The sequence below is a fragment of the Streptomyces sp. NPDC048389 genome (assembly GCF_040706335.1).
GTDB lineage: Bacteria > Actinomycetota > Actinomycetes > Streptomycetales > Streptomycetaceae > Streptomyces.
Genome location: NZ_JBEZKP010000032.1, coordinates 60,444 through 77,080, shown reverse-complemented (window position 1 = coordinate 77,080; position 16,637 = coordinate 60,444). Strand labels below are relative to the sequence as shown.

The window sequence follows — 16,637 nt, the reverse complement described above, 5'->3', positions numbered from 1 at the left end:
ATCGTGGACACCGCCCGCCGACCAGCGCGAGCACGGAAGGACGCCCGCACACCAGACCCGTGACCTGCAACTTCACGATGCACACCGCTCACTGGAACGAGGCCGCCGACTTCCAACGTGCCTTCCCTCAGGTCGAGGTGGACCCGGGCGTGCTGTTCGTCGACGACGGCGACGTGCTCACCGCGGCGGGTGTCGCGGCCGGTGTCGACCTGTGTCTGCATCTCGTGCGGCGCGACCACGGCAGCGACGTCGCCAACCGGGTGGCGCGGTTGTGCGTCGTGCCGCCGTGGCGGGAGGGCGGGCAGGCGCAGTTCATCGAACGGCCGGTGCCTCAGCAGACCGCCGCCACCACGTCGCCGACCCGGGCCTGGGCCCTGAGCCGTCTGGGCCGCCCGGTCAGCCTGGCGGAGCTGGCGGCTCACGCGCGGATGAGCGTGCGCACCTTCTCGCGCCGCTTCCGCGAGGAGGTCGGGATGACACCGGTGCAGTGGCTCACGCAGCAGCGCATCGACCATGCCCGCCGGCTGCTGGAGACCACGGACCTGCCGGTCGACCGGGTCGCGGACGAGTCGGGCTTCGGTACGGCGGCCTCGCTGCGCCAGCACATGGCGGCGACGGTCGGCGTCTCTCCGATGACGTACCGACAGACGTTCCGGGCCCAGTCGGACCGGGCCCCGGCCCACGCCGCCGAGCCCGGCCGTGTGCGGCCGGCCGGCGCAGGCCCGGACACCGCCTGACGCGGCGCCCGCAGACACCCCCGCGCGCCGATAAGCCCCGGCTTCAGCAACGCCCCCGCGCCCACAACGCCCCCGCGCCTGCAACACCCCCGTCTGCAACGCCCCCTACGCGATCGCCGACCCTCGCGCGCGCAACACCCACCCCCTCACCCCGGCAGCGCCCCCGCCCCCGCTTACCCCGCCCCCGCCCTCGCTCACCCCGCCCCCGGTACACCCCCGGGCTCCACCTCCAGGAACCGCCGCTTCCGCGGCCCCCGGTACAGCAGCCCCTCCCAACCCAGCCCCGCCAGTACCTCGGCGCACGCCTTGAGCCGGCTCTCCTCCTCCTGGGCCGCGCCGCCGCCCGGCGGGCCGAGCCACTCCACGTACACCGTCCGAGCGCGCTCGCCGGGCCGCACGCGGTAGCCCGTGGCCGTGCGCCGGGTGTCGTCGTCCGCGGCCACCGCGGACGGTGGGAAACCGTTGGCCTCCAGCGCCAGGGACACGGCGCGGACGGTCCGGTTCAGCTCCCACGACGCGGGCACGCTCTCGCCGCCCGTGGCGTTCGTCACCCGGCGGATTCCGAGCAGCCCCTCGAACGCCGTCCGCACCTCCGCGTCCCTGCCCGGCCCCGTGACCAGGGGCCCGTCGCCGGTGGCCGGCTCGAACACGTTCTCCACCCGGGCATCGCCTCCCCTCACGGCAGACCGTACGCCGCGTACGTGCCGCGTCACCCCTGGCCTATCGTGTCCGGGACCGAAGGCGAAGGAGAAGGCCACGATGCCCGGCTACGGGAGCGGCAGCGGTGGCGGGAACGGTGGCACGAGCGCCGTCACCCGCAACACTCTGCGGCAACAGATTGCCGATGCTCTCCGTGACGAGGTGCTCGCGGGCCGTATGCAGCCGGGGCGGGAGTTCACCGTCAAGGAGATCGCGGAGCAGTACGGCGTCTCCGCGACACCTGTCCGCGAGGCCCTCGTCGATCTGTCGGCCCAGGGGCTGCTCGACTCCGACCAGCACCGCGGTTTCAAGGTGCACCAGTTCTCCGTCGACGACTACCGGACCATGGTCGAGACCCGGTCGATGGTCGTGGACGCCGTCTTCGGCCACCTCGAGCAGCACCGGCCCTGCCCGCCGGCTCCGCAGGCGCTGCTGTCCGTGCGGCGCCGGGCCGAGGAGGCGGAGCGAGCGGCGCGCACGGGGGATCTGGACATCCTCATCGGGTACGACCTGCGCTTTTGGCGCGAGCTCGCCGCGCTCGGCGCCAACCGCTACCTCTGCGACTTCCTGCACCGGCTGCGGGTGCAGGCATGGGTGTTCGCCGTGCCGTTCCTGCGCGCCGACCCGGAGCTCTCCGACTGGCTGTGGAGCGGGCACCAGGACATAGTCGACGCGGTCAACGGCGGTGACGTGCCGGGCGTGCGGGCCGTGATCCGCGCGTACAACGTCCATTCCCTGGCCTGGGCGGACCGGCTGGAGCAACAAGACCGGCAACGGGACCGGCAACGAGACCGGGAACAGTCTCGGCAACACGACAAGCAATACGACAGGCAACACGACAGGCAACAGGACCGGCAGCGGCGGCAAGAGCGGTGAGCGTGGATCTGAGCGTCGTCGTCCCGGCGTACAACGAAGAGGCGCGGCTGCGGCCGACACTGGACGCCGTCTGCGCGTATCTGCGCGCGGAGCCGGACCGCTGGGGCGAGTGGGAGCTGATCGTCGTCGACGACGGCTCGACCGACGCCACCGCGAAGATCGCGCAGGAGGCGGCGACGGAGGAGCCGCGTATCCAGCTCGTGTCGAGCGACGCGAACCGCGGCAAGGGCAGCGCCCTGCGTCTCGGTGTCCTCGCCTCCTACGGCCGGCGGGTGCTGATCACGGACGCCGACCTGGCGACCCCCGTCGAGGAGCTGGACCGGCTCGAGTCGGAGCTGGAGACCGCCGGCGCCGCAGCCGCGATCGGCTCCCGCGCCCATCCCGACGCGCAGATCGAGGTGCACCAGCGGCGCGTGCGGGAGTGGCTCGGCCGGATGGGCAACCGGCTGATACGAGCGGTCGCCGTTCCGGGTATCCGGGACACCCAGTGCGGTTTCAAACTCCTCGACGGTGACAAGGCACGGGCCGCCTTCGCCGACTCCCGGCTGGACGGCTGGGCCATCGACGTCGAGGTGCTCCGCTTCTTCCGACGCCGGGGCTGGCCCGTGACCGAGGTCCCGGTCCGCTGGTCGCACGTCGCCGGTTCCAAGGTCAGACCCGCCGACTACGGCAAGGTGCTGCTGGAACTGGTGCGGCTGCGCGCCCGCGCCGTGCGCCGGGTCGACCTGGCCGTCACCGGGCTCTTCCTCGTCGTGTCCGTACTGCTCTACAAGGGGTTGTGGACCGACCTGGACCGCGCGTACATCCGTGACGCCGGCCAGGACCAGAACCAGTGGGAGTGGTTCTTCGCCGTCACCGCCGACAACGTCGTCCATCTGCGCAACCCGCTCTTCACGACCCTCCAGAACAATCCCGAGGGCGTGAACCTGATGGCCAACACGGTGATGCTCGGCCTGTCCGTGCCCTTCACCCCGATCACGCTCGCCTTCGGCCCGACCGTCACCTGGGCGCTCGTCCTCACGCTGGGGCTCGCGGCGACCGCGACCGCCTGGTACCTGCTGATCGCCCGGTGGCTGGTGGGAAACCGGTGGGCGGCGGCGCTCGGCGGTGCCTTCGCCGCGTTCGCGCCGCCGATGATGTCGCACGGCAACGCCCACCCGAACTTCCTCGTCCTGTTCATGATCCCGGTGATCATCGACCGGGTGCTGCGGCTGTGCGAGGGACGCGCCGTCCGGCGGGACGGGATACTGCTGGGCCTGTTCGCCACGTACCAGATCTTCCTCGGCGAGGAGCCGCTGCTGCTCGCCGCGATGGGCGTGCTGCTGTTCCTCCTCTCGTACGCGTCGGCCGCCCGTGACGCGGCCAGGGCGGCCTGGCGGCCGCTGCTGCGGGGCACGGGCATCGCGCTGCTGGTGTGCCTGCCGCTGGTGGCGTTCCCGCTGGGCTGGCAGTTCTTCGGGCCGCAGAGCTACAAGAGCGTGCTGCACGGCGACAACGCCGGCAACAGCCCCCTCGCCTTTCTGCAGTTCTCCGGCCGCGCGCTGCTGGGCTCCGACGCGGGCGCCGACCCGCTGGCCATGAACCGCACCGAGCAGAACGCCTTCTTCGGCTGGCCGCTGATCGCGCTGGCCTTCGCGATCGTGATCCGCCTGTGGCGGCTGCCGGTGGTCAAGGCGCTCACCTTCACGGCGGTCGCCGCGGCGTTCCTCTCCCTCGGGCCGAAGTTCCGCATCCCGTACACGGACGTCGTGCTGACCGGCCCGTGGCGGGCGCTGGCGCACCAGCCGCTGTTCGAGTCGGTCATCGAGTCGAGGGTCGCGATGATCTGCGCGCCCGTCCTCGGGATGCTGCTCGCGCTGACGGCGCAGCGGCTCGCCGCCCGGGGCCCGCTGCTGCGCGGGCTGGGCTTCGCCGCGCTGGCGGCGGCGCTGGTCCCGGTGCTGCCGACGCCGTATCCGGTGCGCGAGCGGCCCGAGATACCGGGCTTCATCGTGCAGGGCACGTACAAGAAGTACCTCGCTGAGGGCGAGTCCCTGGTGACCGTGCCGCTGCCGAACCCGGGCAGCGCGGAGGCCCTGTACTGGCAGTCGGCGACGGGACTTGGCTTCCGCGTGGCGGGCGGCTACTTCAACGGCCCGTGGGGCCCTGACCGTATCGGCATCTACGGTGCGACCCCGCGCCACACCTCGAACCTGCTGAACGACGTCCGCAACTCCGGCCAGGTCCCCGTCATCGGCCCCAACTGGCGGGCCCAGGCCCGCCACGACCTCGAGGCGTGGAACGCCGGAGCGGTGGTACTGGCGCCGCAGTACAACGAGGGGCCGCTGTACGAGACGGTGGAGAAACTCCTGGGCCGGCCGGGGGAGAGGGTGGCCGGGGTGTGGGTATGGGACGTGGGAGAGGAGTGACAAGGGGGTTCCGGACCGTACGAAACCGTGCTGAACGGTCCCTTCGCCGACCGTCCCCGTCGCACTACGCTGCTGTGACCATCGTCGTTCTCCACGCTCCCTCCGCCTCTGCCCTCTCCGGCCCGCGGGCTGCCGCCCCGTACGGCCATCCGACCCTCGACCGCACCCACCCGTGCCCGAACTGCTGAGAGCGAGCCCTCCCTTGGCCTGTGACCTGTGGCTGGTCCCCCTCGTCGACGTGCTGTGCCACAGCCCCGACAATCCCTTCGCCGAAGAGATCGCGTCCTACGACAAGGCGCTGACCGGCGCGGGCCTGCCGACGGTGCCCGTCTTCGCCTACATGCCGGGCCTGTCGGGCGACGTCGCGCCGGTCGCCGGGTTCGACTACGACGCGCTGCACTTCCTGCGCCGTGCCTATCTGCTGCAGCTGTGCGGGCTCGCGGTGACGCCGGTGGACGAACTCGGCGGCGACTACGAGCAGTTGCTGGAGATGTTCGAGGCGACGGCCCAGCAGTCCCACCTGGTGTGGCACTACGACCACGCCGGCGCGTACGTCCCGGTCGACTTCCCGGCCCCGCTCTTCAACGACGAACTCCTCGAGGGCGGCGGACCCTTGGGCTCCACCCAGGGCCTGCTGCGCGAGCTGGAGTACGTGGCCCCGTCCATCGGCATCGACCCGGCCAACCCGCCGGACGCACCGGAACCTCCGGAGCGCCCGACGGCCCTGGAGGAGCCGGCCGGCCCGATCCCGTACGACGACAGCCCCTTCGCCCGCGAGCGCCACGTCTGGCTGGGCCTCCACGCCGCGGCGACCAGGAGCCTCGGCCAGGGGTCGATGATCATCTTCAGCTGACGCACCCGCTCAACTTCCTGCTCACCACCCCGCGACCAGGTGCCCGACACCCGTCGGGCACCTCGTCGGCATCGGTGGGCGCCGGTCGGCACCGGTGTGCGTCCACCAGGGTCTTCACCGCGCCTTCGGCCGGCGCCGTTCCGAAACGGGCCGGCGCCGCCAGGAGTCCCGCCCCCGACGGCGCCGGCCCGCGTACCGCCCCGCTCTCACCCGAAAGCGCTGGGGTGCGTCCAGGGTGTGCCTTCCGCGTCGGCATCCATCACGAGCCGTGGGGTTCCGGCGGCGCTGCGGCTCCCGTGGTAGATGTGCACGTCTCCGTTCGAAGCAGCCATGGCCCAGATGTCCGGTACCGAGTCGCCGTTCGTGTCCGGCGTCCCCATGAGCAGTGATCTGGTGGCCGGTGCCCAGCCGGTGGCGTACTCGGCGTCTGTGCCGGTACGGGAGGTGCCGGCGAGCCCGAGGGAGAGCAGATCGGTCCCCGTGCCGTCGGCGTCCGGCTTGCCCTCGCGCAGCAGCAGCCGGCCGGTGCCGTGGGTGCGGAACACGAGATCGGCCGTGCCGTCGCCGGTGACGTCGTCGACGAGGACGATGTCCCGCCCGTCCCACGCGGACGCGGTCATCTGGTGCGCGGAGGCGAAGCTGCCGCCGCTGTAACCCGAGATGACCCACAGCTGAGGGCCGTACCGGGCGAACAGGTCCGGAAGTCCGTCACCGTCGCCGTCCCCGATGGAGAGGATCTGCGTCAGCTTGTCGGACGTCGGGGCGTTCTGCGGCAGCAGGACACGTTGCCGCTGCGCCACATCGAAGCCGCTGAAACCGTCGCCGGGGTAGATGTAGAGCTCGCCGTCGGGCATCCGCGCGACGAGGTCCTGCACGCCGTCTCCGTGGAACCAGTCCCCGTTGTGCGTGATCAGGGCGCCCTTCCAGTAGCTGTCGGCCACGGCCTCGGGTTTACCGGAGCTCGTGTCGTAGGACGCCGTCATCCCGTCGTGGAGGTCGCCCGTGCCGTTGCTCGGATACGCCTTGAGCTGACCCGATTCCTCGATCACGAGGAGGTCGGGATTGCCGTCCCCCGAGGTGTCGCCGGGGCCGTCCGGCTCCGTACGCGGCGCGACGGAGAAGTGGTACGACATGCGGGCCGACGAGTTGCCCGCCGTGTCGACGGACTGGACGTACAGCACGTTCGGCCCGGCCTGTGGCGGCCGCACGGTGATCACTGCTCCGCCGTTTGTCGCGGTGACCGCGGACGGGAGGCGGGTGTCGTTCACTCCGTACTCGAACTTCGCCGCACCGGTCGCGCCGGTGAGGGTGAAGGCGCCCGACCCTCCGAAGCGGATGTCCGGCCAGTTGCTGTCCGTGGCGTCCGCCTCCGGGAAGTCGTCCGAGGTGACGGTAGGAGCTTCGGGTGCCTCGAGATCGACGATGAAGCGGCAGGGCAGAGTCCCGTCCGGCGCGAAGGTGGAAACCGCGCCCTCGGTGTCCACCGACCGTACGTCCCACGAGTAGGTGGCGCCGTGGACGAGACTGGTCCAGCCGACGGAATGATGGGCGTATCCGGTGCTGTCGGTGGCCACGTTCTTGTCGACGAGCTTGGTCGTCTCGCCGGTGCGCCACAGGCGGAAGTGCAGGTACCTCAGATTGCCGTCCGGGTCGGACCCCCTGGCACGGAACGTCAGCCCGGACTTGCCGACGCGTTCGTAGGGAGAGACGACGTCACAGTCCGGCCCCGGCGTCATGGTCTGCGCGGTCGGCTGACCTGGCGGGCGGTTGTAGACGATCTCGATGTAGGGCGAGCTCTCGCCGTTCGCGAGGAACTTCTTCCACGCATTGGTGTCACTCTCGTTCGCGGCCTTCAGCCCCATGGTCAGCGTCGACAACCGGTCCCGTGAGCCCCTCTCGGCGGCGGACTTGACGTTGTGGGCGACCCAGGCGTCGGGACAGCTGCCGGACTTGTAGCCGTGCCCGTTGGTGCCGCTGGACAGACGCTCGATCTCACCCGGTTGGTTGGCCCACGTGGTGGAGCTGGAGATCACGCCCGTGAGGTAGAGGTGGTACTGCCGAGCAGCGCAGCCCCAGGAGTAGGTCTGCAGGGCGCGGAAGGTGGCGGACTTGATGCTGGCGCCGTGCAGTGAGGAGCTGAACTCGAAGGTGAACAAGGAGCGGGACAGGCCGTCCGTCGTCGTCTCGAAGCCGACGCGTGCCTCGTTCGTTCCGTCGTTGAAGTTCTGACCGTTCCAGAAGCTGGAGTTGCGGGCGGACTCGTAGAGCAGCGTCCAGTTCTTCTTGCGTCCCTTGAAGGACGGGTCGATGAAGACGGGGTACACCATGTCCGGGTCGTCGAGTGCCTTCTTGTCCACGTTGACGGCGAGCGTGCCGTCCGTGGCGAGGTCCGCGTCCAGGGGTGTCGCATGCGTCCCGGGCTGAGGACCGGCCAGTCCGGGGAGGGCCAGGGCGGGGTGGGCGGCCTCGGGTGCCGGTGCAGGCGTGGGCTCGCCGATCGTCACGGCGGGCTTTCCGGAAGAGTCCCACATGTAAGGAGTCGGCGATGCCGCCATCTCCGTCCCGTCGCCGTCCTTGGCACTCACGGTGCTCGACGGTTCGTCGAGTTCCAACGTCAAGCTTGCCGACTCCAGCAAGTACCGGAGCTCCGAGAGCAGGGGGTCCTCGGCGGCCTCACGTGTGTGGACGATCAGCACATGGGAGAAGCCGCTGTCGCGAGCCGTGAGCAGAAGGTCGATGTCCGGGCGCACGTTCTCGTAGAGCGCGCGCGGGCCTTCGACGACGGGGGCCGGGAGCGGACCGGGCCAGCTCACCACCAGGTCGTGGCCTCCGGTGGTGAGACGTACCAGTTCGGTCCATTCGTCCTGTGTCGCTGCGGCCGCCGAGACGGCGGCCAGCCCGGGTCGGCTGAGGGCGCGGGACGCACGTGAGTCCTCCTGGCCTGTGCCTGCGCTGAAGAGCAGAGGGTCGTTGACCGCCTCGGGGGCGTAGCCACGGTCGACCCGCCGCAGCGTCGTGTCGACCTTCCTCCACCTGTCGCCCACGCGTGCCCGGATCGTGTCGCTGTACGTCCGTGTCCTGAGGTTGCCGTCCGGCTGGGCCCAAGTGGTCGAGTTGGCGGTGTGCCAGGCGGTCACTTGAACGTCCTTGCCGGCCCGCGCGGCTTGCCGGAGAGCCTCGCCGGCCTCCACAGGTCCGGTCTTGCGCTCGGCCTCCGTTGCCGGCCGGGAGCCGTTGCCGCCGGCCAGGTGCACGCCCACAGGCACCGCAAGCGCCATGGCGAGCAGGAGACCCGTTCCGGCTCGTCGCCGGCGTCGGCTGATGCCCTTGAATTGCCAGCGGCGCAAAGGGCGTTGCGGCGCGACAGGACCCTTCTCCGACGGCAGGTTCTCCGCCTTCTGCGACGTTCTCGAGGCGTCCATATCGTCCTTTCCCCCGCGAGCGCCTGGATGCTGAGCTGCCCTCGGAATTTCCGCTGAGCGCAAGAGCGCGCGTGCAGAGCATGAACCATCTTCACGTCTCCGTCACGAACTCCCTGTATCGGTGATGCCGGAACCGCTCACGGCCTCACTGCGTCCCTGAAGTGGTCGAACACCCCACCTGCGTGCCGCTCGGCACCGGCTGACCGGTCTTGAATCAGGAAATAGGTTGCCATATCGACCTCCTGCGTGAGGTGTATGGGTGAAGCTTGCAGGAAAGCAACATTCCTCGCTTCAGGCCCGGATTCTCCCCTGATGGCGGGTGATGGCTCGTCAGTTCCCTTGGTCCCGGTCCGCATTGATTGGCCGCGGTGATTGACGTCACACAGATCCGGCAGTTGTGGATTTACTGTGCGGCGGACGTGCACAATCTCCGGACTATTTGTCGATTTCCCTGCGTTGGCCGCACTCCGCGTTCCGGCCGTCGACAGCGGATGTGGGGGTTCCATGTCGCCGTCCGTTCCAGGACGACTCTTCCGCCTGCCCGGAAGCCGGCGCTCGTCCTTGCCGGCCCGTCTCGTGTCGCGCGCAGGCAGGCGAACGCGTCGTCGCCCGTTGCCCCCCTTCCGGAGCACGGGTGTGGCCGTGTCGGCCTTGCTCCTCGCGACACTCCTCCCCGCACAGGCGTGGGCCGTCCCACCCGCCGACTCGCGCAACGGCATCGCGCTCCCCGGCCTTCAGCAGGAGCAGCCCGCTCCGCCGGACGAAGACGCGATGGCGGAACTGGGCAGCTGGCTCGGTGAGTCGGCCGAGCCCCCGCGCGAGTACGTCCCGACCGACGTGACACCGCCGGCCGCCGACACCGGCAGCGTCACCCTCGACGGCGCCGGTGACGAGCTCATACCGGTGGAAGACCTGCCGGTCAGCATCGGCAAGGCATCGCCTACGGCTGACGAACCGAACCCGCCCGCGCCGGCAGGCACGTGGGACGTCGCCGTCGAGTCCAGGACGGCCACGCAGGCGGTGGACGTCGATGGCGCGATCATCAAAGTGACACCGCCGAGCACCGGCTCCACTCCTGTGGACGTCGAACTGGACTACGCGCAGTTCGGTGACCTGTACGGCACCGAGTGGTCCTCCCGGCTCAAGCTCACCCAGCTTCCCGAGTGCTTCCTGACCACTCCGGAGCTGCCGGAATGCACCACCTCCGTCGACGTGCCGAGCCGGAACGACCCGGCCGCTGACACCGTTCGGGCCACCGTCGACCCCGCGGCGAGCCCGGTGTCCGGCCTGTCCACGCAGGCGGGTGGGGGCCCCGTGGTCCTCGCCGCCACCGACTCCGGCGCGGGCGCCGGCGGTACGTACAAGGCCACACCACTCTCGCCGAGCGGCAGCTGGACGGCCGGCGGCAACAGCGGCGGCTTCTCCTGGTCCTACCCGCTCGCCGTTCCGGCCCCGCCGGCCGGGCCCGCACCGAAGATCGCTCTCAACTATTCGTCCCAGGCCGTGGACAGCCGGACATCCGTGGCCAATGGCCAGGCATCCTGGGTCGGCGACGGCTGGGACTACCACCCCGGCTTCATCGAACGCCGGTACCGCAGTTGCTCGGACGACCGCGACAAGGTCGCGGGTGCCGCACCGAACAACGACACCACCGCCCACAAGAAGAAGTCCGACCTCTGCTGGGCCGACGACAGCGTCTCGCTCTCCTTGAGCGGCTCCACCACCAAGCTGGTGCACGACGACTCCGGCAACTGGGTGCCGGCCAACGACGACGGCTCCAAGGTCACGTACCTGAGCAGCACCGGCTCGGCCAAGGCCGGTCAGACCGGCGAGTACGACGGCGAGTACTGGGTGGTCACCAGCCGCGACGGCACGCGTTACTGGTTCGGCAAGAACACGCTGACCGGGCGCTCCGCGACCAACTCCGTCTTCACCGCACCCGTCTTCGGCAACCACGCGGGCGAGCCGTGCCACGCGAGCTCGTACGCATCCTCGTCGTGCGACCAGGCATGGCGCTGGAACCTCGACTACGTCGAGGACGTACACGGCAACGCCATGGTCATCGACTGGAAGAAGGAGACCAACCACTACGCGAAGAACGAGAAGTTCAAGGATCACGTCTCCTACGTCCGCGGCGGCCATCCGACGCAGATCCTCTACGGACTGCGCGCCGGCAACCTGGCCGGAGCCCCGGCCGGCAAGGTCGTCTTCTCGGTCGACGAGCGGTGCAAGAAGGAAGGAGTCGTCACCTGCTCGGACACGGAGTTCGAGTCGAAGAACTACGAGGACAAGCAGCCCTGGTGGGACACCCCCTCCACGCTGCACTGCAAGGCGACCGCGGAGAACTGCTACGTCTCCTCACCGACCTTCTGGACGCGCAAACTGCTGAAGGCCGTCACCACCTATGGCCAGCGAACCCCCGGTTCCACCGCCCTGTCCAAGGTCGACCGTTGGGACCTGACGCATTCCTTCCCCTACCAGCGCACTGACATCCACCCGCCCCTGTGGCTGGACTCGATCAGTCGCACCGGCTACGGCACGAAGGCGAACGCGGAAGGCGCCCAGATCGGTGACAGCCTGCCGCCGGTGACCTTCATCCAGAACCAGGTCGACATGCCCAACCGGGTCTCCAAAGGCGCCGGTGACACCACACCCGACTTCGACCGGCCGCGTATCGAGACCATCCGCACCGAGACGGGCGGAGAGATATACGTCGACTACTCCGCTCCGTGCCCTGTCGGCACGTCCCACCCCGCCCCTGAAGCGAACAAGAGCCGCTGCTTCCCCGTCCACTGGTCGGCCGACCCGGGCGTGGAGAAGCTGAACACGGAGTGGTTCAACAAGTACGTCGTGGACCGGGTAGTCGAGAAGGACCGCGTCTCACGTCAGCCGGACGTGGTCACGACCTACACATACGGAAACGGTCAGGACGACGCCGCCTGGGCGAAGAGCACCGACGAGTTCGTCAAGCCCGCCCTGCGTACCTTCAGCGAATGGCGCGGCTACGCCGACGTGACCGTGAAGCGCGGCGTCACCGCCAACGCGGGTGGAGCGGAGGCGACGGAGCAGTCCCAGACCCGTACGCGGTTCTTCCGCGGCATGTCGAAGGACGCCGGCCGCCCCGCGGTCACGGTCAAGGACTCGACGGGCCAGGAGACACTGGCCGAGGACCTGCGCCCCTATCAGGGCCGGGTCGCCGAGACCCTCACGTACACCAAGGCCGGCGGTAGCGTCGTCTCCCGCGAGGTGCACTGGCCGACCGCCACCAAGACGGCCTCACGGGACCGCACCCAGTACGGTCTGACGCCGCTGGAGGCGTACCGCACCGCCACCGTCCGCACCGATGCGGTGGAGACGATCAGCGGCGGCCGCACCCGCACGGTGCGCACGCGCACCACGTACGACTCCGCATACGGTCTTCCGCTGAACGTCTACCGGCACACCCTCACCCCCGACGGTGCCGACACCTGGCGGACCGGCGACGAGACGTGCACCACCACCTCGTACGTCCACAACACCGACGCGCACCTCATCGGCCTGCCGCAGCGTGTGCGCACCACCGTCGGAACCTGCGCACAGGCGGCGACGGCCACCGGCGACCAGGTCCTGGACGACACCCGTACCTCGTTCGACGCCCTGGCGGCCTTCGGGCAGCAGCCGACGAAGGGTCTGCCCTACCAGGTCGACACCATCCAGGGCGACGGTTCGGGCTGGGTCACCTCGACCCGGACGACCTACGACGCCCTGGGCCGTCCCACCAAGGTCACGGACGCCGCGGGCAACTCCAGCACCACGGCGTACAGCCCCGCCAGCGGCCCCGCGTTCCAGGTGACGGCCACCAACGCCGCCGGGCACACCACCACGTCTGTCCTCGACCCGGCACGCGGGACGGTCCTGTCGTCCGTCGACGCCAACGGCCGCAAGACGACCAGTACGTACGACGAACTGGGCCGGATCACAGCCGCGTGGTCCCCGTCGCGCACACAGGGCACGGACAAGGCGTCGGCGCTCTTCGAGTACCAGATCGCTGCCGACGACCACCCGGCCGTCAGGACACGTGTCCTGCGCGACAACGGCACCTACGAGGACTCGATCACCCTCTACGACGGCCTGCTGCGCCCGCGGCAGACACAGACGGAGGCGCTCGGCGGCGGCTCGATCGTCACGGACACCCTGCACAACGCGAACGGCACGGTACGGCAGACCAACAACGGCTACTACGTGAAGGACGAGCCGACACCGGAGCCGTTCATACCGGAGACCGTCTTCGAGGTGCCGAACTCGACGAAGACCGCGTACGACGGACTCGGCCGGCCGATCCGCACGACGACGCTCCACGAGGACGTGCCCCAGCACTCGGCAACCACCCGCTACGAGGGCGACTGGACGCTGGCGCGTACCGGCATGTCGGCCGACGGCCTGACACCGAAGCCCGGCAGCCGCGCGGTGAAGACCTGGACGGACACGCTGGGCCGCACGTCCCTGGTGCAGCACTACACCGCCCAGGACCTGACCGTTCCGATCGACACGTCCTACGCCTACAACGCACGCGGCAAGCTGTCGCGGGTCACCGACGCGCACGGCAACGCGTGGACCTACACGTATGACTTCCGCGGCCGTCTGACCGACTCCACCGACCCGGACATGGGCGCGGCCCACTTCGGCTACAACTCGCTCGACCAGCAGGTCTGGTCCCAGGACGGCCAGGGCCGCAAGCAGTACACGGCCTATGACGTGCTGGGCCGGGCGACGGAGCTGCGCGACGACTCCGCCACGGGCCCGCTCGTCGCCAAGTGGACGTTCGACTCCCTGCCGGGTGCCAAGGGCCTGGGCGTCGCCACCATCCGGTACAACGACGGCGCGGCGTTCACCAGCGAGGTCACCGGCTACGACCAGGAATACCGCCCCACCGGCACCAAGGTCACCATCCCGGAGACAGCCCGCACCAAGGGCCTGGCCGGCACTTACGCCTACTCCACCTCCTACACCGAGACGGGCAAGGTCCAGTCCGTCCAGCTGCCGGCCACCCCCGGCGGCCTGGCATCCGAAAAGGTGATCACCCGCTACAACGGTGAGGGCTCACCGATCACGACATCGGGCCTGTCCTGGTACACCGGTGACACGGTCTACAGCCAGTTCGGCGAGGTGCTCCGCACCGCCTCCGGCCAGGCCCCGCACCGGGTCTGGACGACCAACGAGTTCGACCAGAACACCGGCCGGGTGAAGACCGCGAGCGCGCACCGGGAGACGCAGACGCAGAACCTGGTCTCCTCGCTGGCCTACGGCTACGACACGGTCGGGAACATCACCTCCCTCTCTGACACCGGCTCGGGCACCGGTGCCGACCGCCAGTGCTTCGCGTACGACCCGATGGGCCGGCTCGTCGAGGCATGGACCGACGTCGACGCCTGCCAGAGCACCCCCGACCGCAGCCAGGTCGCTGCCGGACCCGACGGATCCGGCTACTGGCACTCGTACCGGTTCGACGCCATCGGAAACCGCACCCAGCTGACGGTTCGTGACCTGGCCTCCGCCGACCTGGACGACGAGCACAACTACACTTACGGCACCCCGATCCCGGGCGCCCAGCCGGCGGCCGTCACACAACCCCACACGCTGACCAAGACAGTGATGACCGAGCGGGCAACCGGCTCGGAGGTCACGTCCCAGTCGACGTACACGTACGACACCTCCGGCAACACCGTCACGCGCGTTCTGAACGGCGACACCCAGAAGCTCGCGTGGGACCGCCGGAACAAGCTGACCTCGGTCGACACCGACAACAACGGCACGGCGAACGTCTCGTACCTCTACGACGCGTCCGGCGCCCGTCTGATCGAGGACAACGGCACCACGCGGACCCTGTTCCTCGGTGAAGCCGAGATCACGGTCAACCTGGCCGGCGCGGCCGTCGACGCCCAGCGCTACTACTCCCACCCCGGAGCCCCGACGACCGTCCGCTCCACGGGCGGCAAGGCGACGGGCCACAAGCTGACGGTCCTGCTGAGTGACCACCACAACACGGCGACGGCGTCGGTCGAGATGGCCGCCGGCCAGACGATCACCCGCCGCCGCTACGACCCGTACGGCAACCCGCGCGGCACCGAGCCCGCGGCCTGGCCCGGCCGCCACACCTTCGTCGGCACAGGCATCGACGACCCGACGACGGGCCTCACCCACATCGGCGCCCGCGAATACGACGCCACCACGGGCCGCTTCCTCTCGGTCGACCCGCTCATCGACGTCACCGACCCCCTCCAGATGAACGGCTACACCTACGCCAACGGCAACCCGGTGATGCTGTCGGACCCGACGGGGTTGAGGCCGGACGGCTCGTGTGGAGGAAGTAGTTCCTCCTGCAACGGTGCGACGGAAACCTGGACCCAGGATGGTGACGGCTCCTGGTCCAATCACTCCAGCCGAGAAACTGCGACGAATCCAGATGGCACCACCGTAGTTATCACCATCTCGTACAACAGGAAGCGTGGACGCACAGTTCATGAAGGAACGGCTGACGGTATAGGAGAGTGGACTCAGCAGGCATACGATCGTGCCGTCTCAGGCTTCTTTACGGATGAGCCGTACTACATCAACTCTTCGAATACAACACCTCAGGAATTTGCTCAGGCTCAGGGGCGATTCGACCCGTCTGGAGGTAGCCTGCCAAATCAGGTCGCCTACAAGATGTGGCTCTATGGCGCTTCTGACCAAGAGATAGAGTTCTTTCTCAAGAATTACTGCCGCTATGTCTCCTGTTATGGTCCGCTCGATGCGCTGCTAACAGGGAAGAATATCGATTCTCCCATATATGAACCGACCTTGGGTGAAATGATGGGAGTGGCTTTCGGGTCTGCAATGGGAGCCCGAAGCCTACGTCGGACCGGCGATTGCAATAGCTTCGCGACGGGAACGAGCGTTCTCTTGGCGGACGGCACGGTGAAGCCCATTGAGGAAATGGAAGTCGGCGACATCGTACTCGCGATGGACCCGCAGACGGGCGAAAGGTCGGCTCAGGAGGTCACCGCAGAGATCTACGGTGAAGGATCGAAGTCACTTGTCCGCTTGACTGTGGAGACCGAGGGGGGGCCTGCGTCGATTACAGCCACCGCAGGACACCCGTTCTGGGTTCCAGAGCTCGCTGAGTGGGTCGATGCGGGAAAGCTCCGGGCTGGACAGTGGCTTCACGGCAGTGGAGGCTCTTGGCTAAAGGTCAGCGCTGTAAAGCACTGGTCTGAGCGGCTGGCCGTCTACAACCTGACCGTCGCTGACGTTCATACGTACTATGTGCTGGCGGGGGAGACGCCGGTTCTCGTTCACAATTCCGGCGGCTGCCCTGATCTGGACGCTCTTTCGCAGAGCGGTATGCGCGCGGCCAAGGGGAAGACGACTCATGCAGGACGCGAGTATCAGAAGCACATGAACCGCGGGGATCTGCCTGTGGTTCCAGGGAAGCAGTTGAAATCGGCCGGTCAGGATCTGCTGGATGACATTCTGACCAACCCGAAAACCGCTACGTCGCCTGTGAACTCTGGCAACTTCGCTGGCGGGTCGCGGTACATCATGCCGGATCCGGCCGGTGGGCGCGGAATCGGGGCGACGTTCGACGCAAATGGTCAGTTCCAATACTTTGGGCGGTATTAGA

The 16,637-nt window shown here is 68.9% G+C and carries 7 protein-coding genes; 5 read left to right on the top strand and 2 right to left on the bottom strand.

Annotation, left to right across the window (positions count from 1 at the left end; all coding sequences use genetic code 11):
* The coding region (locus AB0903_RS21775; RefSeq protein ID WP_366705174.1) for a helix-turn-helix domain-containing protein at positions 1-737 on the top strand (737 nt) is incomplete at its 5' end.
* Positions 738-931: 194 nt separating this feature from the next.
* Here AB0903_RS21775 and AB0903_RS21770 read toward each other — a convergent pair.
* Entirely contained in the window at positions 932-1,396 is a 465-nt protein-coding gene (locus AB0903_RS21770; protein ID WP_366705172.1) for a hypothetical protein, read from the bottom strand.
* Between the two features lie 100 nt (positions 1,397-1,496).
* On the opposite strand from AB0903_RS21770, the gene AB0903_RS21765 reads away from it, so the two are divergent.
* From AB0903_RS21765 to AB0903_RS21755, 3 genes are all read left to right on the top strand, one after another.
* The gene (locus AB0903_RS21765) at positions 1,497-2,312 is read left to right on the top strand and encodes a GntR family transcriptional regulator (protein WP_366705170.1); all 816 of its coding nucleotides are present in this window, start codon (positions 1,497-1,499) and stop codon (positions 2,310-2,312) included.
* The gene (locus AB0903_RS21760; RefSeq protein ID WP_366705169.1) at positions 2,309-4,720 is read left to right on the top strand and encodes a dolichyl-phosphate beta-glucosyltransferase; all 2,412 of its coding nucleotides are present in this window, start codon (positions 2,309-2,311) and stop codon (positions 4,718-4,720) included. The genes AB0903_RS21765 and AB0903_RS21760 overlap by 4 nt, the downstream gene beginning before the upstream one ends.
* Before the next feature lie 202 nt (positions 4,721-4,922).
* Entirely contained in the window at positions 4,923-5,573 is a 651-nt protein-coding gene (locus AB0903_RS21755; RefSeq protein ID WP_366705167.1) for a hypothetical protein, read from the top strand.
* 206 nt (positions 5,574-5,779) lie between these two features.
* On the opposite strand, the gene AB0903_RS21750 is transcribed toward AB0903_RS21755, so the two are convergent.
* A complete protein-coding gene (locus AB0903_RS21750) occupies positions 5,780-8,851 on the bottom strand; it encodes a DNRLRE domain-containing protein (RefSeq protein ID WP_366705165.1) in 3,072 nt (1,023 codons plus the stop codon).
* 786 nt (positions 8,852-9,637) lie between these two features.
* Between AB0903_RS21750 and AB0903_RS21745 the strand changes: the two genes are divergently transcribed.
* Positions 9,638-16,636 (top strand): polymorphic toxin-type HINT domain-containing protein, encoded by a 6,999-nt coding sequence (locus AB0903_RS21745; RefSeq protein WP_366705163.1) that lies wholly within the window; start codon positions 9,638-9,640, stop codon positions 16,634-16,636.
* Position 16,637 lies beyond the last annotated feature (1 nt).

Excerpts from the sequence above, each read along its gene's own strand:
- AB0903_RS21765 (WP_366705170.1), top strand. The coding sequence starts at position 1,497 with ATGCCCGGCTACGGGAGCGGCAGCGGTGGCGGGAACGGTGGCACGAGC.
- AB0903_RS21750 (WP_366705165.1), bottom strand. The coding sequence starts at position 8,851 with ATGGCGCTTGCGGTGCCTGTGGGCGTGCACCTGGCCGGCGGCAACGGC.